This window comes from Staphylococcus marylandisciuri (genome assembly GCF_025519785.1).
In the GTDB taxonomy this organism is placed as follows: domain Bacteria; phylum Bacillota; class Bacilli; order Staphylococcales; family Staphylococcaceae; genus Staphylococcus; species Staphylococcus marylandisciuri.
In genome coordinates this window covers 38,379-60,473 of the sequence record NZ_JAOPKZ010000015.1, presented here as the reverse complement: position 1 = coordinate 60,473, position 22,095 = coordinate 38,379, and the positions used below count along the sequence as shown (strand labels likewise).

The 22,095-nt window shown below is 34.7% G+C and carries 24 protein-coding genes and 1 riboswitch; of the genes, 12 read left to right on the top strand and 12 right to left on the bottom strand.

The genetic code is table 11. The features are described 5' to 3' along the window. Positions 1-717: 717 nt before the first annotated feature. Entirely contained in the window at positions 718-1,560 is an 843-nt protein-coding gene (gene sagB, locus N9R04_RS09515) for a peptidoglycan release complex glucosaminidase SagB (protein WP_262856522.1), read from the bottom strand. A 174-nt stretch (positions 1,561-1,734) separates the two neighbouring features. After that, complete coding sequence (locus tag N9R04_RS09510) at positions 1,735-1,965, bottom strand: hypothetical protein (protein ID WP_262856521.1); 231 nt, start codon at positions 1,963-1,965, stop codon at positions 1,735-1,737. A gap of 211 nt (positions 1,966-2,176) precedes the next feature. Here N9R04_RS09510 and N9R04_RS09505 point away from each other — a divergent pair, with 211 nt between their 5' ends. Next, complete coding sequence (locus N9R04_RS09505; RefSeq protein ID WP_262856520.1) at positions 2,177-2,659, top strand: sigma-70 family RNA polymerase sigma factor; 483 nt, start codon at positions 2,177-2,179, stop codon at positions 2,657-2,659. Position 2,660: 1 nt separating this feature from the next. After that, the gene (locus N9R04_RS09500) at positions 2,661-3,086 is read left to right on the top strand and encodes a competence protein ComK (RefSeq protein ID WP_262856518.1); all 426 of its coding nucleotides are present in this window, start codon (positions 2,661-2,663) and stop codon (positions 3,084-3,086) included. Between the two features lie 13 nt (positions 3,087-3,099). Here the strand turns inward: N9R04_RS09500 and N9R04_RS09495 are convergent, their stop codons facing one another. Both N9R04_RS09495 and N9R04_RS09490 read right to left on the bottom strand, forming a co-directional pair. Then, positions 3,100-3,537 (bottom strand): hypothetical protein, encoded by a 438-nt coding sequence (locus N9R04_RS09495; protein ID WP_262856516.1) that lies wholly within the window; start codon positions 3,535-3,537, stop codon positions 3,100-3,102. A gap of 189 nt (positions 3,538-3,726) precedes the next feature. Further along, positions 3,727-4,440: a transaldolase gene (locus N9R04_RS09490; RefSeq protein WP_262856515.1), complete on the bottom strand. Its 714-nt coding sequence runs from the start codon at positions 4,438-4,440 to the stop codon at positions 3,727-3,729. Between the two features lie 278 nt (positions 4,441-4,718). Here N9R04_RS09490 and N9R04_RS09485 point away from each other — a divergent pair, with 278 nt between their 5' ends. The 3 genes from N9R04_RS09485 to N9R04_RS09475 all read left to right on the top strand — a co-directional run bounded on the left by N9R04_RS09485 (position 4,719) and on the right by N9R04_RS09475 (position 5,834). Continuing rightward, entirely contained in the window at positions 4,719-5,024 is a 306-nt protein-coding gene (locus N9R04_RS09485; protein ID WP_262856514.1) for a hypothetical protein, read from the top strand. Positions 5,025-5,115: 91 nt separating this feature from the next. Then, positions 5,116-5,484, top strand: a complete 369-nt coding sequence (gene crcB, locus N9R04_RS09480) for a fluoride efflux transporter CrcB (RefSeq protein WP_262856513.1) — start codon at positions 5,116-5,118, stop codon at positions 5,482-5,484. Next, the gene (locus N9R04_RS09475; RefSeq protein ID WP_262856512.1) at positions 5,481-5,834 is read left to right on the top strand and encodes a fluoride efflux transporter FluC; all 354 of its coding nucleotides are present in this window, start codon (positions 5,481-5,483) and stop codon (positions 5,832-5,834) included. The genes crcB and N9R04_RS09475 overlap by 4 nt, the downstream gene beginning before the upstream one ends. 71 nt (positions 5,835-5,905) lie before the next feature. Here N9R04_RS09475 and N9R04_RS09470 read toward each other — a convergent pair whose 3' ends face one another. From N9R04_RS09470 to metK, 3 genes are all read right to left on the bottom strand, one after another. After that, a complete protein-coding gene (locus tag N9R04_RS09470) occupies positions 5,906-6,739 on the bottom strand; it encodes an aldo/keto reductase (protein ID WP_262856511.1) in 834 nt (277 codons plus the stop codon). 433 nt (positions 6,740-7,172) lie between these two features. Then, positions 7,173-8,081, bottom strand: a complete 909-nt coding sequence (locus N9R04_RS09465) for a hypothetical protein (RefSeq protein WP_262856510.1) — start codon at positions 8,079-8,081, stop codon at positions 7,173-7,175. Positions 8,082-8,161: 80 nt separating this feature from the next. Then, the gene (metK, locus tag N9R04_RS09460; RefSeq protein WP_262856509.1) at positions 8,162-9,361 is read right to left on the bottom strand and encodes a methionine adenosyltransferase; all 1,200 of its coding nucleotides are present in this window, start codon (positions 9,359-9,361) and stop codon (positions 8,162-8,164) included. A 106-nt stretch (positions 9,362-9,467) separates the two neighbouring features. Continuing rightward, positions 9,468-9,579, bottom strand: a riboswitch (SAM riboswitch). A gap of 157 nt (positions 9,580-9,736) precedes the next feature. Between metK and pckA the strand changes: the two genes are divergently transcribed. From pckA to N9R04_RS09445, 3 genes are all read left to right on the top strand, one after another. Further along, positions 9,737-11,332, top strand: a complete 1,596-nt coding sequence (gene pckA / locus N9R04_RS09455; RefSeq protein WP_262856508.1) for a phosphoenolpyruvate carboxykinase (ATP) — start codon at positions 9,737-9,739, stop codon at positions 11,330-11,332. 690 nt (positions 11,333-12,022) lie between these two features. Then, positions 12,023-12,421 carry a DUF3139 domain-containing protein gene (locus tag N9R04_RS09450; RefSeq protein WP_262856507.1) on the top strand — a complete coding sequence of 133 codons (399 nt, stop codon included), beginning with the start codon at positions 12,023-12,025 and terminating at the stop codon, positions 12,419-12,421. Positions 12,422-12,703: 282 nt separating this feature from the next. After that, positions 12,704-13,102, top strand: coding sequence for a DUF3139 domain-containing protein (locus N9R04_RS09445; RefSeq protein ID WP_262856506.1), 399 nt, complete (start codon positions 12,704-12,706; stop codon positions 13,100-13,102). Between the two features lie 418 nt (positions 13,103-13,520). On the opposite strand, the gene N9R04_RS09440 is transcribed toward N9R04_RS09445, so the two are convergent. Both N9R04_RS09440 and ytkD read right to left on the bottom strand, forming a co-directional pair. Then, positions 13,521-14,294, bottom strand: a complete 774-nt coding sequence (locus tag N9R04_RS09440; protein WP_262856505.1) for an alpha/beta hydrolase family protein — start codon at positions 14,292-14,294, stop codon at positions 13,521-13,523. Beyond that, entirely contained in the window at positions 14,281-14,790 is a 510-nt protein-coding gene (gene ytkD, locus N9R04_RS09435; RefSeq protein WP_262856504.1) for an RNA deprotection pyrophosphohydrolase, read from the bottom strand. The genes N9R04_RS09440 and ytkD overlap by 14 nt, the downstream gene beginning before the upstream one ends. A gap of 19 nt (positions 14,791-14,809) precedes the next feature. Here ytkD and yidD point away from each other — a divergent pair, with 19 nt between their 5' ends. Continuing rightward, entirely contained in the window at positions 14,810-15,058 is a 249-nt protein-coding gene (yidD, locus tag N9R04_RS09430; RefSeq protein WP_262856550.1) for a membrane protein insertion efficiency factor YidD, read from the top strand. Here yidD and menC read toward each other — a convergent pair. Then, positions 15,049-16,053 (bottom strand): o-succinylbenzoate synthase, encoded by a 1,005-nt coding sequence (gene menC, locus N9R04_RS09425; protein ID WP_262856503.1) that lies wholly within the window; start codon positions 16,051-16,053, stop codon positions 15,049-15,051. The genes yidD and menC overlap by 10 nt on opposite strands. 20 nt (positions 16,054-16,073) lie before the next feature. Next, positions 16,074-17,462: an o-succinylbenzoate--CoA ligase gene (gene menE, locus N9R04_RS09420; protein ID WP_262856502.1), complete on the bottom strand. Its 1,389-nt coding sequence runs from the start codon at positions 17,460-17,462 to the stop codon at positions 16,074-16,076. 450 nt (positions 17,463-17,912) lie between these two features. Here menE and N9R04_RS09415 point away from each other — a divergent pair, with 450 nt between their 5' ends. Together N9R04_RS09415 and N9R04_RS09410 are read left to right on the top strand one after the other, a co-directional pair. Then, on the top strand, positions 17,913-18,923 hold the full coding sequence (locus N9R04_RS09415; protein ID WP_262856501.1) for a DUF4352 domain-containing protein: 1,011 nt from the start codon (positions 17,913-17,915) through the stop codon (positions 18,921-18,923). A 1,992-nt stretch (positions 18,924-20,915) separates the two neighbouring features. Beyond that, a complete protein-coding gene (locus N9R04_RS09410; RefSeq protein WP_262856500.1) occupies positions 20,916-21,068 on the top strand; it encodes a beta-class phenol-soluble modulin in 153 nt (50 codons plus the stop codon). Positions 21,069-21,206: 138 nt separating this feature from the next. Here the strand turns inward: N9R04_RS09410 and N9R04_RS09405 are convergent, their stop codons facing one another. Then, positions 21,207-21,350 (bottom strand): hypothetical protein, encoded by a 144-nt coding sequence (locus tag N9R04_RS09405; protein WP_262856499.1) that lies wholly within the window; start codon positions 21,348-21,350, stop codon positions 21,207-21,209. Positions 21,351-21,867: 517 nt separating this feature from the next. On the opposite strand from N9R04_RS09405, the gene N9R04_RS11500 reads away from it, so the two are divergent. Then, positions 21,868-22,068: a hypothetical protein gene (locus N9R04_RS11500; protein WP_373316351.1), complete on the top strand. Its 201-nt coding sequence runs from the start codon at positions 21,868-21,870 to the stop codon at positions 22,066-22,068. Positions 22,069-22,095 lie beyond the last annotated feature (27 nt).

Sequence of the window (22,095 nt, the reverse complement as noted above, 5' to 3'; positions counted from 1 at the left end):
AACTCTTAACGATAAATCTCGAAGGTTTTACCTTTAATAGATTATTTATAGGGAGACTCTACCCCTTCAGAAAAAGAGTTCGAGACTAAAGCGTTTAGGATTTGAGCAGGGGGCCCCAACAAAGAGAAACTGGTAAACCAGTTTCAACAAGCACAGCGAGTTGGGGTGGGGCCCCAACAAAGAGAAACTGATAATTCAGTTTCTACAAGCACAGCGAGTTGGGGTGCTCCTATAAAAGCGAAGCCGAAGGCCGAGAAATAAAGGTCTTTGACTAGAGAGAAAGAGGCTGGGACATAAATCCCAGCCTCTTCAACATCTCGGCAGTAGATGACTGATTTGAAAATGCGCTTGTATCAAGCTTTTTCAATTCTAGTCATCCTTGCCGGGGCGGGACTACGAAATCTTTTTATTCAAATTAGATTTCTGTCCCGCTCCCTCTTTCAGCATCTTGGCAGTAGATGACTGATATGAAAATGCGCTACTATCAAGCTTTTTCCAATTCTAGTCATCCTTGCCGGGGTGGGAAGACGAAATCCTTTTATTCAAATTAGATTTCTGTCCCGCTCCCGAATCGTGAGCGTTTCTGTTGAACACCCTGCTTTTGGGACGCCGTTAATCAGCTCCCCAGAACACAAAAGCATTGTGTCTCAGCCTCGCTATAATTCGATTTTTCTTACCCAGCAGCTTAAATTGTATGATAGTTACTTATCAATATAATTAATGTTTAGGATCATCTTTATAGGTATAATATTTATAATATTTACCTTCAGTATTCATCTTAGCATAGAAATCAGCCATCAACTTAGCATTGCTTCTCGCCCAATAAATATCTGTAGCATACTGGTGCTTACCGGTATTCTTAGGATTCCATCTCATGCTGTATAGTGTGTTCTGATCATCTCGAGATAAGAAGTGCTCGTGAATGAAACCTGCTCCACCTTTAATAGCTTTCTCAGGTGTATCCCAACCATGCTTCTTGGCATAGTTACCTCCAGTTTTAACTGGATCTTCATCGAGAGCTCCTACACCGAAGAAATTGTAATATTTCTTACCATCAATCTCTACACCTTTAGCTAATTCACTATTAACTGAACCGGTTTCGAGTAACGCATGAGAAATCAAATAAACTTCGTTCAAATGTTTCTCTTTAGCTGCTGCTATAAAATCATCCGTGTGATGTAAAAGCGTACGGTTATCGATGAGCATGCGTTTAATACGATTTCTATTTATACCTTGATATCTATCAAGTCGTAAAAATTGGTATTTTTGAACATCACTATCCATTAACTTGCTTGTATCCATTGCATCTTTAATTTCTGATAGTGAAGCATCTCGCCATTTATTATTTTTATTAGATACTTGTTGCTTCGTATAATTATTAACTTGCTTTTTTGAAGCTTTATCAAGAGTATTATCTAACTTTTCTACTTTTTCAACTTGCTTCTCATGTTTAAAGATAACTTGGTCAGATATCAAAGAAAATCCGATTGCTAAAAATATACCTAAGATGACTACCAAACCAATAATTGAAAAAATAGAACCTTTTTTATGTTTAATCATGTCTACACCTCTTAGGTTATAATTGAAACTTTGCTAATAAAGTTTAACATTAAATCGGATGTCACACAATTTTCTACTGTGGTTGTTACACACTCATAAAAAAAGTAATGAAAATTTAATTTCATTACAATCGAAGGCTACTATATTTAAAATCTAGTTATAAAAGTCAAATGCTTACGGTCTAGAATTATGTTTATAAAAATCCATCATAATGAAACTAACTGCTTGAGAACGATTCTTATAATAATACTGCTTTAAGTCTATATTTCCCTCAATACTTCCATCTCTATACAGCATTTCCTTAGTCATATTATTTATCATTACAAAGTCAGACTTATCTTTTATAGAATCTAACTCATCATGGCGAGCGAAAAAATGTTCTAAATTTAAGTGAGCGTAATCCATTTGTGAACCCTCCTAGCTATCTATTCTAGAATTATGTCGAATGTTTAAAATACGAAGTAATATTTGCCTTAATACAATTTATTTTACATAACCTATTACCCTTATTTAACACCTTTTAAGTTAATATATCAAATGAAATTTTTTAGTATAAATTCTAAAATTTCACTATCCGGAAATATCAAATTGTGTACACAATAGTTTGGAGTACAGGTTGAAGTTTGATAAGTACTATTCGAAATATCAGAACATTATTCATTATCTATTGAAAAGTTATAATATAAAGTATGATTATGATGAATTTTATCAATTATTGCTAATAAAAATGTGGTTACTCATTAAAAAATACGATTCTACTCACTCATCCACGCTTGAACAATTCCTATTTATAAGACTCCGTTATCATCTCATAGATTTATTTCGATCTAAAACAAGGCTCGATACTATCGTAGTTGATGATAACATAAATCATCTAGCTCTATTTCATTTCGAAGACAATTACGTATATAACAGTTTGTTAAATGACTTTAAATCCTCTTTAAATATAAATGAGAAAACGTGGTTAGAAATGAAACTTGCTGGCTTTACTATGAAAGAAATTGCTGCAAAGTTAGAGAAATCTACAAGCTCTATAAAATTATATCGGAAGTCCACAATAGAAAAGTATAAGGCATTCATTAAGAATAGCGAGGTGTAAAATGATAAATTTAGATCAGCTATTATATTTAAAAACTAAACCAACCTTAGAAGCTAATACTGAATGTGTCTTCCAAACTTATTCTATAGACCTTCCCGCTGCCTCAAATAAAATAATTAAGTATTTATTAAAACAGTATAACTTAGATTTACATCATCAAGTCTCATTGACAAAAAGATTCTTAAATATCAATAAACTCGTTCCTTTATACTTTAGCCAATCACTTATTTTGTTCCCTATTAAACATAAACGAGCTCCACTTCAAATTTATATAAATGCTTACCAAATTACAGGACTATCATCTAAAGGATCACAAACCATTATTTACTTTACTAATCAAAAGTATATTTTTGTAGATGAAAATTACATCTTCATCTATAAGAAGTGGTTAGAGGCGCTCTCGCTGAAGTCATTTTATAAAGTATAACAGCTACTTTCAACTAATTTTTATTAAACTTATATTCTAATAATTTCTTAGTAAAAAAAGCAGTTACGCGTTTGATTAGAAATAACGAGACGACTAAAAGTAATAAAGAACCTATAAATGTAAGTGATACTATTAAAAAGGACAGCTCTTTAGCTGGATTCAATAAATGTTGCACTGCACTTAAACTAGTTAAAAATCCTAATAAAAATAATCCTACACAAATCACATAACTAGCAAAGAGCCCGATTAATATCAAAAAGAAATGATTGGTGTTCATCGCTTTTTCTTTAAATATATATCTTTTCAAAAATTGATTAGCAAAGTATATAGGCCGTTCATCATTGCTATGACTTTTACTATCATTCATAACATTCGCCAATTTGGTTTTCTCTTTTCTATTAAGGAACCATAAATATTTTCTTACTTTGACTTCAAAATTAGATTCGCTCATGACTTCAATACTCCCTCATAATTGTATCACTATCATAACTAATGACCCCTTGCTATTCAATAACGAAATATAACTATAACTAAAAAATGTTGATATAAAAACTCTCTCGGGAGCGGGACAGAAATCTAATTTAAATAAAAAGATTTCTGCCCCGCTCCCGAGAGCTAAGCAATAAACGAATTACCAGTACTACAGAATAGATAAGCCTGAACTTTGGATATCTTTAGCAAAACCTTTTACAGTATCTACAGATAACTCTTCTATATCACGACCTAAGTTATTATTAACCTTCGTCACCACTCCTGCTGGACAAGTGATAATATCTGCACCAATGCTGTCTGCTTGAATAACATTGATTACTTCTCGACAACTTGCCCACAGTAATTTGACACCTTGCTTACTATGAGTGATCTCAACCGCTTCTTTCATTAACGGCAGTGGATCCACTCCAGTATCAGCTATTCGACCAGCAAATACTGAAACATAAGTTGGAACACCTTCTGTAACCGCCTCTGTGATCTCTTTAACTTGTTCTATGGTATAGACTGCTGTCACATTTAATCTGACATGGTCGGCCGATAATTTTTTTATTAAGGGAATAGTCGATTCGCCTTTTGTATTGACTATTGGTATTTTTACGAATACATTGTCCCCATATTGTTTAAGTATTTCAGCTTCTTGTTCCATCGTCTCTAAATCATCTGCAAATACTTCAAAAGAAATAGAGGCATCTGGAATCTCTTTCACCACTTCTTTAGCAAACGCATTGTAATCTGAGACCCCTGCTTTAGCCATCAAACTAGGATTAGTCGTAAAGCCATCTACTTCTTTATTCTTATAAGCTAACTTCATCGCTTCAATATCTGCTCCATCTGCAAATACTTCAATGTTAAGCTGTGTCATTCAAGTTCCTCCTTATGTATTGCACCCACAAATTTAATTCCTTACTATACGTCTTTAGCTCTCTTTTGTACGTATAATAGGTCTGTCACCTACAGCTAAAGATTTCACTCTCAACTGAGCGAACATTTTAAGTCATTTATACCACCCTAATAAAGTGAATACTACTATTTTGCTTATATACATTTTGAAGTGTTATTTACCCTCTATAGATATTTTGACTATTAAATGATTATAAAAGTGTGATAGTATAAAGAAATGTAAACATTGAGGAGGTTACTATGGCACGTTCAAAGTTGTATTTTTACTTAGCTACAATATTAGTTTTAATCAGTATCTACTTTAATACCCATAACCCTCTACTCACAACATACTTTAGTTCAATGATCAAAGTCATATTTATGTGTTGTATTATTAATGCAATTATTCTAATAGTAGCTATTATATTAAATGATAAATCTATTAAGCATTTACATGAAAATTCCGATTGGGTAAGGATAGCAAGCAAAATATTACCTTTCATTATTTTAATAGTAATCTTATTCCATCTAATTTCTTCTTTATCTACATTTGGAATTCTTTTCTAGTTAAAAACCCCAGTAATTTGAGCAATTAAAGTTTAGTCACTTAGTCAAATATACTGGGGCTTTTTATTTGCTTAAGGAAGTGAGGTTCGCTATGTCACGCTATGTTTATATTTTTGTAGGAGGCGCAATCGGTGCCATGTTGCGCTATAAGTTGTCGCAATTAAATAGTCTCGAACAGTTTCCACTGGGCACGTTTATAGTAAATTTAACTGGTGCTTTTCTCATGGGTTTAATCAGCGTTTTAGCCCTGCACTATTTTGCCTATAATTCTAATTTGAAAAAAGGCCTAACAACTGGATTGCTTGGAGCGCTTACGACCTTCTCAACATTACAATTTGAATGCGTTCAACTCCTCCAACAAGGTGACTATATCTTACTAATGCTCTATGCGATGAGTAGTTATTTACTTGGAATTGCATTATGCTTTCTAGGCGCAAAGATAGGAGGCCGCTTTAGATGACAATCTTATACATATTGTTAGGAGGCGGGCTAGGTGCGCTGTTACGCAGCATTGCTACAGAATTAAGTAATCGTTTCATTAACACGTCATACCCTATTGCCACACCGCTTGTGAATATAGCTGGGAGTTTCCTAATCTCTTTCGTCTCTGGAATTTCTCTATATCACCAGTGGTTATCACCTTTCTTTACAATAGGTTTGTTAGGCGGTCTTACTACCTTTTCAACACTTTCGTGGGAAATAGTAAATATATATGACAATAATCGTCATCTAATGACCGTTATTATCTATAGCTTTATTCAATACATTGGGGCATTCCTAGCTTGTCTATTAGGTTATTATCTTTCGTAATGGTGTTAATAAATAGTTATAGTTCCAGTTAGAACCTTATATTACAGCTTAATAATAGATAGTAAATTATATTAGCCTTCATAATCAGCTGGATTAGGACCAAAGCGTTCATTTTTATCCAAGGAACTTATTTGTTGCATATCTTCATCTTTAATCTCGAAATTAAAAATATCAATATTTTCTTTGATATGAGTTGGATTAGCTGACCGCGGTATAGCCACAATACCTTGTTGATAAACCCATCTCAGGATGATCTGAGCAGGACTTTTACCATACTTCTCAGCTATTTGCTTAATTAAATTATTTCTTAACAATGCACCACGAGCTAGTGAAGACCATGATTCAAGATAAACCTTCTGAGCTTTGAGATATACATTTAATTCCTTCTGTGTGAATTCTGGATGAAATTCTACTTGATTGATGACCGGTTTGATAGAAACTTGTGCTAATAGTGCTTCAAGTTGACTAGGTAAAAAGTTACAGACGCCTATATTGCGAACGTTCGTATCTTTATATAAATCTTCCATTCCTTGCCATGTGTCTATCATTCGTGCCTCGTCAGTACCGGGCCAATGCATGAGATACAGGTCAAGATAATCCAGATTTAGGCGTTTCAATGATTGAATATATGCTTGTTCAACATGCTCACGACCAAAGTCTGTAAGCCACAGCTTGGATGTCACGAAAATATCTGATCGCGTCAGTCCCGACTCTTCTAGGGCCTCTTTAATACCTTGTCCTACTGCCTCTTCGTTATTGTACCTTTTAGCTGTATCAATATGCCTATATCCACTCAATATCGCTGTTTTAACTGCTTCTTTGCATTCTTCAAAGTCCGTTAATTCAAATGTTCCAAATCCGAGCATAGGCATTTGATGACCATTGTAGAATTCAATTGATTCCATTCTTTCCCCTCCTTGTGATAATTCATTTATTTTTAATTGTACAGACAATGCATAAAAGTACAATTCTTAGGGTTCATCAAGCCATCTAAAACGATCTTGTTTATAGTAGTTTAACATTGACTTCTTATAAAAATATAAGAAGTGGCAAGTGCATCAACCAATATTACTACCAACCGCTTTACTAAAATATCTAGTTATATTGAGGCTGGGACATAATGGTCTTTGACTAGAGAGAAAGAGGCTGGGACATAAGTCCCAGCCTCTTTCAGCATCTTGGCAGTAGATGACTGATTTGAAACGCGCTTGTATCAAGCTTTTTTCAATTCTAGTCATCCTTGCCGGGGCGGGACTACGAAATCTTTTTGTTCAAATTAGATTTCTGTCCCGCTCCCATGTCTCACCACGAGTCGTCATATTTCAATTTAATAGCAACTTAATTAAAAGTTTCAATTTCTTCCATGATTCGTTGTAATTCTTTAACATCATATTGGATGCGACCATGGAAGACAAATTTATTAAAGTATTCATTTAATTGTTCTGGTCCTACTAATACTTTAGAATTAGATGTTTGCGCGTAATTAGATATAGTCACATCACCAGCTCGCTTAGGATTGAAGTAGAGAATAGTAGTTGGAGTGAACTTCAAATTGAGCTTAGTTTGAATGTCCCTAGCTAACTTTTCAATATCTTTCAGATGTTCAGTATAATCAATGATTGAAAGTGACTTATTGTCCTTGTTCTTATCAAATACTAAAGTATGGGGCACATCTTTAGAAATATCTAAAGTATCAAATACTTGTTCAAGCAGTGGTTGTTCTTTAAATTGCATCGCGCTCACGCCGCTCAACACGTGACCTTTAAGCAATTGCGAGTCAATAATATAAAGACCTGTACGTGTTAAGACGAGATGACTAATCCGTTTAACATCATCAAACTCGTTACGAGGTAGGAAGATGTTAGCCATGATATGCATATCTTCAGGGCGTATACGCTTTTCATTAACGAGACGCTCTCGTATGCCAATGAGTCGCATATCAGTCACGTATTCACTGTGATTTTTAGAGAACAATTTCAAAGCATCTATCTCTCTATCTTTAGAATTTACTGTAGCTTGATGTTCTTCATTCTGTTTCGTTACAGTCTTTTTATTTTCAATTCTTTCTTTTTCTAATTCATCTTTATGCTTATCACTTAGTTGTTGTTCACGGGTTTCATATTGCGATTGTATTTTATTTTGAACTTTTTTCTTACTTGCTAACGCTACCAAGAACAGTATGAAACATATTACAGCAATAATCACAGCTACGATTAAACCAACTTCAATTGGTACTAACGCACTCATAAATAGAACGCTCCTTTTTCTTTATACTTCATTCTAATAAATATTCAATTATTATCGGGTTAATGCTGTCAATTTCATCATTAACTCTTTTGAATTGAATCCTTCAAGAGATTGACTTTATCTAATTTTTCCCAAGGTAAGAGAACGTCAGTGCGACCAAAATGGCCATATGCTGCTGTTTGTTTATAGATTGGTTGTTTTAAATCTAACATTTTAATAATACCTGCGGGACGCAAGTCAAAGTGCTCTCTGACCGCTTCTACTAACACCTCTTCGCTGACTTTGCCTGTACCGAAAGTGTAAATAGAAATAGACACTGGCTCTGCAACACCTATAGCATATGCAAGTTGCACTTCACATTTATCAGCTAGTTCTGCAGCTACGATATTCTTAGCAACATAGCGCGCAGCATAAGAAGCAGAACGATCTACTTTAGTGGGATCTTTACCACTGAAACAACCACCGCCATGACGGGCGTAGCCGCCATAGGTATCTACGATAATCTTACGACCTGTTAATCCAGCATCACCTTGAGGCCCCCCTATAACGAAACGACCAGTCGGGTTAATATAGAACTTTGTATTATCATCAATTAGTTTGTCAGGAACTGTAGGATAGATCACATACTCTTTAATATCATCTTGAATTTGATCTAACTCTATATTATCAGCATGTTGTGTGGACAGCACTATAGTATCAATTCTTTGAGGCTCATCATTTTCGTCATATTCAACGGTTACTTGTACTTTTCCATCTGGTCTTAAATAATCTATAATCTTATCTTTACGGACATCTGACAAGCGTTTAGCAAGCTGATGAGATAAGAAAATAGGTAATGGCATAAAGGTATCTGTTTCATTTGTCGCATAGCCAAACATTAATCCTTGATCCCCAGCGCCAGTAGCTTCTATTTCCTCTTCAGAAATATCATTGCGGTATTCTAACGCTTTATCAACACCTTGAGCGATATCAGGTGATTGCTCATCAATTGCCGTCATAACAGCCATAGTTTGACTATCATAACCATATTTAGCACGAGTGTAACCAATGTTCTTCACTGTCTCACGAACTACTTTAGGAATGTCTACATATGTACGAGTTGAAATCTCTCCTGTGATTAACGCCATCCCAGTGGTCACAGTCGTCTCACATGCGACCCGTGCGTGAGGGTCATCTTTCAATATTTCATCAAGAATCGCATCTGATATTTGATCCGCTATCTTATCAGGATGTCCTTCAGTTACAGATTCTGAAGTGAATAACCTTTTATTATAAGTCATAATGTGCTCCTTTATTATATATTACGTATATTCCCTTCCAACAGAGCTTAACAAAAAAGAGCCCTCTTCACTATTAGATAGAGAGAAGGCTCTGTACGTCCATTCGCTCTTATCGTTCAGACATAGCGTCTGCAAACGGTTTGGCACCTTTCTTCATTATTAAGAAGAGGTTGCTGGGTTTCATTGGGTCCATGTCCCTCCACCACTCAGGATAAGAGAATCCGTTAACATTTATACTACCTAAACTGACTCATTCTGTCAATTTTACTTTTTTATCATAATCTTTCAGTTATCGGTATGGATTAATAAAAGAGATGTGTTATACTTTTTAACTGTAAAGGCTTACATAAATTTTTACCGCTGGAGGGATTAAGTATGGCAACTGATACGTATACTTATACAAATAAAATTAAAAATTTATTAAAAAAATCTACCTCTCTTTTTCAGTTATCAACAACAGAACTTTATTATAAAATACTTCAAAATAATGAAGGTGAACTGACTGAGTTAGGCGCTATCAATGCGCGAACTGGTAAGTACACAGGTCGTTCACCTAAAGACAAATTTATTGTGACTGAGCCTTCGTACAAAGATGATATTGATTGGGGAGAAGTGAATCAACCAATCGATGAGGAAACTTTCCTTAACCTATATAATAAGGTATTAGATTATTTAGAAGAAAAAGATGAATTATACGTATTCAAAGGTTACGCAGGTAGCGATAAGAAAACTACGCTTCCTTTAACCGTAATTAATGAATTAGCTTGGCATAATCTGTTCGCTCAAAATATGTTTATTCGCCCTAGCAGTAAAGAAGAAGCAGAAGAAATTGACAGTGGGTTCACGATTGTTTCAGCCCCTAAATTTAAAGCGGACCCTGCCGTTGATGGTACTAACTCTGAAACATTTATTATCGTTTCTTTCAAACATAAGCTCGTTCTCATTGGTGGTACAGAGTATGCAGGCGAAATGAAGAAAAGTATCTTCTCTGTGATGAACTATCTCTTACCTAAAGGCAATATTATGAGTATGCATTGTTCAGCAAACGTAGGTAAAAAGGGTGACGTTGCTCTCTTCTTTGGTTTATCTGGTACTGGTAAGACAACCTTATCAGCTGCTCCCGATCGTAAACTCATAGGCGATGACGAGCACGGTTGGAACGAAGACGGTATCTTCAATATTGAAGGTGGCTGTTACGCTAAAGCTATCAACCTATCGCGTAAAAAAGAACCACAAATTTACGATGCGATTAAATATGGTACAGTATTAGAAAATGTTGTCGTTGACAATGATGGCGATATTGATTTTGACGATAATTACTACACAGAAAATACACGTGCAGCTTACCCTATTCATCACATTGAGAACATTGTAACGCCATCTAAAGGGGCTCACCCAAACACTATTATCTTCTTAACTGCTGATGCCTTTGGAGTATTACCACCTATTTCTAAATTAAATAAACAACAAGCTATGTATCATTTCTTAAGTGGATTTACATCAAAACTAGCTGGTACTGAACGCGGCGTCACTGAGCCAGAGCCATCCTTCTCTACTTGCTTTGGCGCGCCATTTATGCCGCTAAATGCGAAAGTTTATGCGGATATACTAGGAGATCACATCGATAAACATGAGGTAGATGTATACTTAGTAAACACTGGTTGGACTGGTGGTAAATACGGTGTAGGTCGTCGTATAAACTTAAACTACACACGTCAGATGGTAGACAAAGCTATTACTGGCGAGCTGAAAAGTGCTGAGTTCACTCAAGATGAAATGTTTGGTTTAAGTATCCCAACTAATATTGACGGCGTTCCAAAAACTATTCTTAATCCTATCAATGCGTGGAGCAGACCTGAAGAATATAAAGCACAAGCTAAAGATTTAATAGAAAGATTTGACAATAACTTTGCTAAGTTTGGTGAAGAAGCACAAGAACTATCTCAAACAGGTGGCTTTAATAAACAATAATTGAGCTATACATTAAACTGACAATAACTGTGAATTAACGATAATTGCTCGTAACACAAGAGCTATATAGACCTCTCTATTTAAAACGGTTGGTGATGAAAATCACTGACCGTTTTTGTTTGGAAAAAGAATGGCTATTTCTACAAAGAGATCGTCATTTCATTTTAAAAAAACAAATAACTTAAATCCAAATAGTTTTGTTGTAAAGTTATTTTTCTAATGAGAGCGGGACAGAAATCTAATTTGAATAAAAAGATTTCGTAGTCCCGCCCCGGCAAGGATGACTAGAATTGAAAAAAGCTTGATACAAGCGCATTTTCAAATCAGTCATCTACTGCCGAGATGTTGAAGGGAGCGGGACAGAAATCTAATTTGAATAAAAAGATTTCGTCGTCCCGCCCCGGCAAGGATGACTAGAATTGAAAAAGCTTGATACAAGCGCATTTTCAAATCAGTCATCTACTGCCAAGAAGCTGAAAGATCTTGAAACATTACATTACGTCCCAGCCTCTATCTCTCTAGTCAAAGACCTTTATGTCCCAGCCTCGTAGCGTGTGCTTAAAGAAGTTACTTGCGATATAAGTAAATGTAATCTCCTAGAACTTGACTTTATTACATCTCGAAATATATCTTAAAAGTATATAAATTATTTAATTTTAAACTTATTAAAACTTAGAAGTGGAGGTCTATATGAATAAAAAGTTTAAAATTATAGGTATTGTCATTATTACTTTAATTATTATATTAATAGTAGCGTTTATTATTTGTAAGCATATGTATTTAGACTATCAAAAACATGAAGAAGCGAAACTAAGACATAAAGTTCACCATGTATTTAAACAAAAGGGTTGGGAGGATAAAATTAAAGATGAAGAAAATATCTTTACTTTAAACACCGGTGATAATGATTTACAAGTCACTTTTAAAGATGAACCATATAATACATATACGTATTCTGTGGATGAAGACAATAAAGTTCGTGGAGATGCTGTGTTGAAAGATAAATATGATAAAGACTTTGAAAGTAAGAAAAAGTATAAAGAATATTTAAAAAGGATTCATTTTAAAGAAACATATGATTTAAAGTAAGTGCTTAAGTCTGATATAAAAATGTGCTGGATCGAACAAATACAGTGGGGTTCACTTCTGATTTGAATTCTACTGTATTGCTTATTTAAAGACTTGAGGTTGAGACATATAATGCCTGTGCTCTGGGAAATCGATTAACACCTTCCCTAAAGTAATAACTTTAACTTATGCTGCCTAATAGAGCTTGACTTTATTCTTCTTACAAATATATCTTATAAATGTATAAAATTATTTATTTTTATAAAAATTAATGCAAGTAAAAGTTTAGGTTAGGAGGTTAATATGAATAAAAAATTTAAAATTATAGGTATTATCATTATTTCTTTAATTATTATATTAATAGTAGCGTTTATTATGGGTAAACACTTGTATTTAGGTTATCAAAAGCAAGAAGAAGCTAAAACTAAAGCAAAAGTTCATCGCGAACTTAAGAAAAGAGGATGGGAGGACAAAATTAAAACGGAGAAACCCTCTTTCGTGTTGAACACTGGAGAAAATGATGTCGAAGTCACTTTTAAAGATGAGCCTTACAACACGTATACGTATTCTTTTGATGATGATAATAAATTAACAGGAGAAGCCATTTTGAAAGAGAAATATGATAAATATTTTGACAGTAAAAAAAAGCATAAAGATTATATAAGGCGACCTCACTTTGAAGAAAAATATGATATAAAATAAATTTAAAAGTCTCGTTCATAAATGTGCTCTATCGCTAAAATGGGAGCGGGACAGAAATCTTATTTGAATAAAAAAATTTCTGTCCCGCTCCCATTGCTTATTAAAGTCTTATTTCTATCTTTAATACTGCATCAAGAAAGGGCCTTTTTATAGGTCGACTATAAATAAATTTACTTCTATTCCTCAGTCTTTATAATCAATGTACTAAACAACGAAATATTAATGTCGCTTAATGTATTATTACCTTATCAACTGCTATTAGCAAGTTACTATAATATATTATAATCCTTAGCTAATATAATTGGATCAGATCCTACTTAGATTGAAAAGAAAGCATCTCACATTTAGCATTGTGCTTTGTTACTTTATCGATTTATTTAAACAAAAGCTTCTATATTTCCTAAGTTAAACATCTACGCTAGATGTTGTTGCGTTCTATATCGTCCATCCATTGATGTACTTTCTGCAATGCAGAAGTTAAACCAGGAGGGCGAGGCACATGCCCCTCAGTTGGCTGATAATACGTTTGATACGTTGCCCCTATTTCATCAAGTCGATGTTCCAGTTTATAAGCTTGCTGAATATTTACTTGCTTATCCTTCCCACCATGAACTATGAGTATAGGAGGGCTATGTCTAGATAATGATGACAGTCCATTACGTTCGTGATATACAGACAAATTTTTAGTTGGATGACCTATCATCCTGCGCATCATTCCTCGTAAATCTTGTCTTTCTTCGTACATAAGCAAGAGATCAGTCACTCCGCCCCATATAATAAAACTAGTAATTGGAACCTCTTGAAACGTAAGTAACCCCTGAATCCCCCCTCTTGAAAATCCAACGATATGTATAGGCACATTCGGGTAGTGTTGAGCTAACATTTTAATAGGAACGATGACATCATTAAGATCATTACCACAAAATTCATCTTTACCCTCACTGCCATTATTACCGCGATAGTATGGCGCAAAGATCAGTGTAGTTTGATTACTAAATTGAAGCAGACGAGCAGTGCGTACGCGACCCACTTGTCCTTTGCCACCTCTAAGATAAACGACGATACGCTGAATTTTTCTAAGAGGTGTGAGCAATAAACCTTTGATAGCTAGGTTTTGAACGAGGTAAGTTACTTCTTCTGAAATATGGTTATTAAGCTCTGCAGGCATGCGTTTACGTTTAATAAAGTCCAAGTTTCCTCACTCTTTCTAAACAATGAAGTATAGCTGGATCATTTAACAAATAGCTCTTCTCGCCTTCACTTATCTCACTCACTTCTTTAAATAAAATAGGTCCAGCGGTTTCATAATAATCTGTTCGCGACTTTAGAGATTTCACTTTAACAAAAAATACATCTTTGCTAAAAGATTGACCGTGTTTTCTCTTGACGAAATATTGAGCGATGTAATGATGTTCTAACACTTCTGCTCCTGTCTCCTCATATAATTCCCGCTGCATTGCTTTTAACGCGGATTCATCTTGTTCCTTTTTCCCTCCTGGAAATTCGATGCCTCGTATCTTATGTTTCGTAAAGAGTAATTGATTCTGATATTCAGGGATAATTAGTACGTGTTCACCATTCGGATCATCATCATTTTTATACTCTAAAAATACATCATCATTCTCGCCGTCTATAAATCTCAACCCATCACCACCCATGTAAAATATGTTATAATCCCTATAATCCATAACGATGAAGCGAGGATTAATTATGAAAAAACTGTTTTTATCTTTAATTAAATTCTATCAACAATATATTTCGCCTATGACACCTAGAACATGTCGTTTCTACCCAACTTGTTCAGAGTATACTCGCGAAGCCATCGAAGTTTACGGCCCTTTAAAGGGAACTTGGATGGGTATTAAGCGCATATCTAAATGTCATCCATTTCACAAGAGCGGCTTTGACCCAGTACCAATCAAGAAAGAACATAAGAACAAGAAACATCATTCATAGCTTTTAAGCTGACGAGATAACATCTGAGGTGGTTCAAATTTAATATAACCATCCTCAAGTTTACCTCCATGCCGAACGATATCTCTTTCAAAATAATAACCTTCAGGCGTGATGTCACCTGGTAGAGGAGCATAACTTGATAATAAGGCAGTAAAGTACTTACTTAAACCATACTCATACATGCCACCGACAACAGTTTGTATGCCTTTACCCCCTAGGTACTGGATAACTTCCATAGCCTTATCCATTCCCCCTAATCTGAAGGGTTTAATAACAACCACTTTAATATCATAGTGACTGACAAGATGCTCTATCGCCTGAATACTAGTGGCTTTTTCATCAATAGCTACCGGCACGAGATGACTCACAGTTTGTATTAACGCTTTATCCATCTTCTTGAAAGGCTCTTCGATATACAATATATCACTCTCTGCTATCTTCTCCAATTCTGCTATATCGGGCTTAGTTAGCGATTCATTGGCATCTAAAGCTATCAGAGGTTGATAATCAAGTGATTGCAGCCCGTGTATGTCCTCTTGAATTGTTGAAGACCACTTGACTTTAACGCGCTTTGGACGGTTATCTTTAATGTACTGTAGTGACTGATTAGTCATCCCATTCACTGTCGCACCGTATTCCACCCTAAACGTCGGTAATTTATGAAATAATTGATAAAGCGCCATCACAACTGTATGTCTTGCGTCCTGTTGATCCTTTAACATATCCGCATAATGTAAGGCTTCCTGGTATGTACATAACTTTTTATTTTTAATTTTAATAAACCACTTCTCGATAGCCTCTTTAACATCACTAATTACGGTATCCGCATACCAGTTCGTTTCGAAAGCATTACACTCTCCATACACATTCTTTCCATCTTCAGTGATAAGTTCTATAATTAACGCTTTCCTTCTATCTAAGCGTATTTTAGGCGTAACAATGGCTTGTTTAAATGGTTCGTCCACTAAGTAAAAATTGAGTGATACTAGCCGCATAACTTCCCCCCTCTACTCATTTATCCTTTAAAATAACTACGTTGTAATTTACCAGTGGATGTATAAGGGAGTTCTTCTACAACTTGGATCTTCTTAGGAACTTTATATTTAGCAAGGTGTACAGTTAAATATTCTCTAAATTGTAATTCGTTATAACCTTTTTGAACTATGACGAATAGTTTGGGCACTTGACCCCAGACCTCATCCTCAACTCCGATACACATGGCATCTATTACATTCGAATATGCACGAGCGACGCTTTCGATTTGATAGGGATAAATATTTTCGCCACCACTAATTATTAAATCTTTACGACGATCATACACCATTATGTAACCTTTGTTGTCAATTTCAGCTATATCTCCAGTCTTAAAATAGCCATCTTCAAAAGTATCGCTTAAATGACTTGGATAGAGATAACCATCCATGACATTCTTACCCTTTATCAACAATTCTCCATGCCCGTCCTTATTAGGTCTCTTTATTGTAACTTGTACATTTTCACTTGGTTGCCCCACTGTATCAGGTCGACATTTTAGCATTGAAGGCGAAGCTGTTAGAAATTGAGAACACGTCTCTGTCATACCGAAGGAATTATAAATAGGTAATTGTCTATCCAAAGCCTGCTCAATAAGTTGTCGTGATAACTTTGCGCCACCTAGTAAGATCTTTTCAATTGAATAAGGTTGGTTGAGACCTGCATCCATTAACCATTGTAATGTCTGTGGTACAAGTGAAATATGAGTAGGGCCCTCACTCTGTATAATATTCAACATACGTTGGGTCTGAAACTTTCTTTCCAATCTAACTGTAAACCCTTTGATCAACGCACGTATAATGACGCTCAATCCTGAAATGTGATAAATAGGTAATACAGATAACCACACGGTATGTCGATCAAATCCTAAGCTTTCTTCACAGCCTAAAGCACTAGCGTAATGATTCTCAAACGTCTGGGGAACGGCTTTTTGCGGGCCAGTGGTACCAGAAGTAAACATGATGGAAGCTATCTGTTCAGGGTCGCTCGTCGTTTCATACATTTTTTTAGATGTTTGCTTAGTTATATCGTTATAATCTAATAAACGTATATTGTTTAATTGTAGTGGTTTGGTCTTCAATATCGTTTGTATTTCCACTGACTTCATCTGATTCAAAATTTCATCTTTAGTTAAACGCGTATTGATCATAGCAATTTCTATACCAGCTAGCCACGCCGCATTGATTAAAATGACAGACTCAATGGAATTATCGATGTAAAGCCCTACCCTACGCAAGTCATATTCTTTTAACACATATGCGAGTTTCTTAGCTTTACTATAGCAGCTCGAAAAACTTAATCTTTCACTTCCATTATCTATAAAAACTTTATCAGGTTGTAGGTGTGCTTGTTGAGCTAACCACGGTTTCAACTTTATCCCTCCATTTTCTTAATTATTATAACGTTTTTACAGTCTATAAGCACAACATTGAGATCCTGGGACATAAAGGTCTCTGACTAGAGAGAAAAAGCTGGGACATAAATCCCAGCCTCTTCAACATCTCGGCAGTAGATGACTGATTTGAAAACGCGCTTGTATCAAGCTTTTTTCAATTCTAGTCATCCTTGCCGAGGCGGGACTACGAAATCTTTTTATTCAAATTAGATTTCTGTCCCGCTACCCTATCTTTTCTAATATTTATATCCCTGGCTCAATCTTAGTTTGTTTTACTTCATTTATCATTACTAAAGTTAGTCATCAACACAAATAAATTATTTTGAAATTATATTGCAATTCTTCTGAACCCTATTATAATTAGCTTTATATATAGAGAATTTAAAAATAAGAGATAACATCAATCATAAGAAAAGGAGCAACTATATGGCAGACTATCACAATAAAAGCAAGCAAGAGCAACGTGAATGGGTAGAATTTCAAGAATATAAGCGTCGGCAACAACACAAACGTCCTAAAAGAGGATGGCTATTAGGTTTAACTATTTCAGCAGTCATCCTGTTACTTCTATCAATTGGTATCATATCTATTATATTCTTTATTAAAGGTGATACGCCTTTCACCCAGCCTGTAAAAAGTGAATACAAAATGGGTGAAACTGCTAAAAATGGCGACCTCAACGTTACAGTTAACTCAGCTACTAAAACTAATGTAGTCAATCCTACATTTATGCCGACATATCCCAAAGGACAATTTATAACTGTCAACGTGAGGATTAAAAACAAAGGAAATGAAGCACTAACCGTTGATAGCACTATGTTTAAATTAAAGTCTGAAGGAAAGACATTACAAGCAGATAGCAGCGCTTCCACAGCAGCAAATATCCGTGAAGATGGTTCCGGTTCAACTTTCTTCTTAGAACAGATTAACCCTGATAGTAGTGCATCTGGTCAAATCGTGTTCGATGTCTCTTCAAAAGTCGCTAACTCTAAAGATAAGAAGTTAGAGATTTCATCTACCCTATTTAGTAGTAAAAGCGTCACATTTGATATTTCAAAATTAAAAAGTGACAGCAAAAATGTAGCGGACGAGAAAGATTCCAAGAATGAAGATGCTAATTCTACTGTAGACGAAAATAATAATTATAATAAGACGCCGACTGCCCCTTCTCAAGGAGCTACAGAACGTAATCATTCAGCAGTTCAAGCACCGAGTCAACAAGAAACGTCGGCTAATAAAGCTAAACCATCTACAAATAAAAAAGATGATTCTTCGGCAAAGCAATCGGAATCACCACAACAAAATCAATCATCTCAACCTACACAAAATGATCAGGGAAATCATTCTTCATCGCAATCAAATACAGAAGCACATTCTAACTCAACTTCGTCTAACAAACCTGCGACAAATGAATCTAATACAAATAATAAAAAATAATCCTAAGGCCTCTGGAATACTCGTAAAGAGCTAACAGAGGCCTTTTAATCTCACTCGTCATATTAGAGCTTATGCATGAGCAAATTTATCCGTCAATTGTTGGCGGGTTATCAGCCTCTTTTAACATCTGATTGATATGCTGTGATTACGCGAGAGCTAAGCGTTAAGACATATTGCCTTCTACTAATATCATGGTGCAATCAACCCGTATAATAATAGAGTTAATATGTAGCTGAATTTAGATAAAAAATATCCAGTGTACCCTCTTTATTATCATTTTATACTAGTAACAAGTTATCAAGTTCTAGCGATTGATAAACACCTATCTCATTTAGGTAAGCGACCCTAAATTTTCTGAATACTATCACATTAGTTCAGGAGCAGTAAACTTCTATTAATGACACCTTTCATACCATGTTCAAAGCTAAATTAAACGAGATTGTTCTTATTTATTACCTTCTATAGAAATAACTCTATACTTTAGATAAAAGAAGATTATAAGGAGTTAAAGCATCGCCTTGGAACGAAATGAACAAGTCTAAATATTATTGTCTTTTGACTGCTGTTGGTGCCCTAATTGATGTAAAGTGTATATGTTTATACGTGCTGTTTGAACTTAGGGAATTACCTCCTAATTAAGAGACACCACTACTAGTAATAAATAAGCCAGCAAGTATGCTCTCTTCCTTAGAAATACTATCTCAACAGTTAAGAATCTATAGGTTTAGCTTAGAGATGAATAATTCACAATAGTGCATAGAGTTCGGAACAAAAGCGGTTAAGATTTGAGAAGCACTGAATAATGCGTAAAGAATTTTTCCAAATTTAGTCGTATAGTGAACGTCTCTGGCGAAAATTCTGCTTTTGAAATGCCGTTAATCGGTTTCTCAGAGCATAGAAATTTACATCTCAACTTCCTTCTTAGTATTAGCAGCATGTCGAAAAAGGAAGAAAGTAAATCATATAATCATAAAAATCATTAATTAAAAATAGATGATAAGAAGCCTAAGAAAGACGCCAACAAAGCTATGAAGGTAAACAAGAGGATAAATCACTTGAAGAGAAACAATCTTCAGTTACAAACCAGAGTACTGACGAAGAAAAGTCATCTCAAGAGTCTCATGCAGAAAATACGAAAGTTAACAGCGATCAACTGCCTAAAACTGGTAATAAAGAGAACCGAGTACAACAACCTGAAAGTTATAACCAACAAGCTCAAGGTACACTAGCTTATAAAGATATACCGGCAGCTCATGAGGTTGGGCAAAATCGCTATAGCTACAAATATTAACTTGCTTCAAAAGAACTGACAGAACAAGGAAAAGCTCGAAGGTGAATAAGGTATTAAGTAATGTTATTTGGTTGTTTAATGCTTTTTTTATATTCACTTACAAACATTCTCTAACGAAGTAAGATTCGCTTTTAAGAGTTTCTCAAGTTTCAATGGGAGCGGGACATAAAGGTCTTTGACTAGAGAGATAGAGGCTGGGACATAATGTAATGTCTCAGCCTTTTTCAGCATCTTGGCAGTAAATGACTGATTTGAAAATGCGCTTGTATCAAGCTTTTTTCAATTCTAGTCATCCTTGCCGGGGCGGGACTACGAAATCTTTTTATTCAAATTAGATTTCTGTCCCGCTCCCTTAAACAATCACTTTATTTTTCCCCTTCTATCGGTCATTCGTCAGTCAAATGGAGAGGACACATTAACCTTAATATATTGAGTAACTTTTAAAGATTATTTGAATGAAGCGCTTGATACGTAAACAGTTTAAGATATAAAGCGCTTTTAAAAGTAAGGGATCATACTTTTTTCAAGCATACAGTTATTATTATATTACTTTATATTGAAATATCAGATTATAGTATAAATATTAAATAAATTAATCTGAAATAATTTAAATCTTATAAATAAAATTAAATATGTTTTATTGAATTTCTAAATAAAGCTTGATAAAATGTAATTGATTTTTAAGGGAAGGAGGGGAAATTATGGAACATCTTGAAGGTTTAGGAAAGGCTATAGCTGATACAGTAACTGCTGCTCAGAACGGCGGTGGAGCTGAATTAGGCAAAAGTATTGTAGATATCGTCGCTAATTCTGCTGGAATCATCGAAGATATCGCACATGCATTAGGCTATTAAACGACTTTTATACTATAACAATAATTTATGAGCGCATTATCCTCTGTTTATAATTATGGTAGGATTTGCGCTCTTTTTTGTATTAAAAATAGGACCAGCTAAAGTCGCCAGTCCTATTTAGTATAGACCCTGTATTTCTCAATGAGTTTCTTTTAATATTATCTTTTTCCACCTCTTTAGTAATAAAGGCTTAGCTAGCTTCCCATCTCTATCTTTTTTTTCAAGTTTACCAACTTCTTTTTTATTTTCATTACTTTCATTTTTAAGATTAAAATAACTCAATGGCAACATTCCCAATCACAAGAAAATAAAGCTCTACTTCTTGACAATTTTATATCAAACATCCCTCTTTTTAAGTTCGGTAAAAAAGGAACTCAGCTTTTAAAACTAAGGGAGCAGATACAAATACAGCGCAGCAACTTATTAGTAATTTAGAAGATGGAAAAGATTTTAAAGATAATATAGCCTTCTCTTTTCATCATACTGAGTAGTTAGAAAAAATAAATTTCATCTAAACAGTATTATTGGGATAAATGTTCTCTAAAGCTATTTAACAGTTATTTTAGTTAGGTTTTTTTAGTTTAGAATATCAAACATTCTGAGTACCAAAATTTCTGAACAACTTCGGTTAAGGCAGGTCTACAGAAACTGTAAGGAAGGTAGACGGATATTTTTCTCTTGTATAAAAGACGCCGTGTATGACGATTATTTAAAGAAAGACGAGCATATTCATAAGAGGATCACTAAAACTAATAATGTAGATCGATTTGTGGAAGTATCTATAAAAGAGGTCGAAGCTATGAAAACTAAAATATCTAAGTTCCTCAACCGCGTAGACGGTAAAATTTTTAATCTCACTCATACAGCAGCAAATAAATCATTCAAGAATGCTAAGAAAAACATAGGACTCAGAGATAAAGATATAATACCCTACTCACTTAGATACACTCATACTTCTTATCTGCTTTCTAAAGGTATATCTATTGAATATATTAGTTAAAGTTTGGGAATTATTATCTATCTGAAA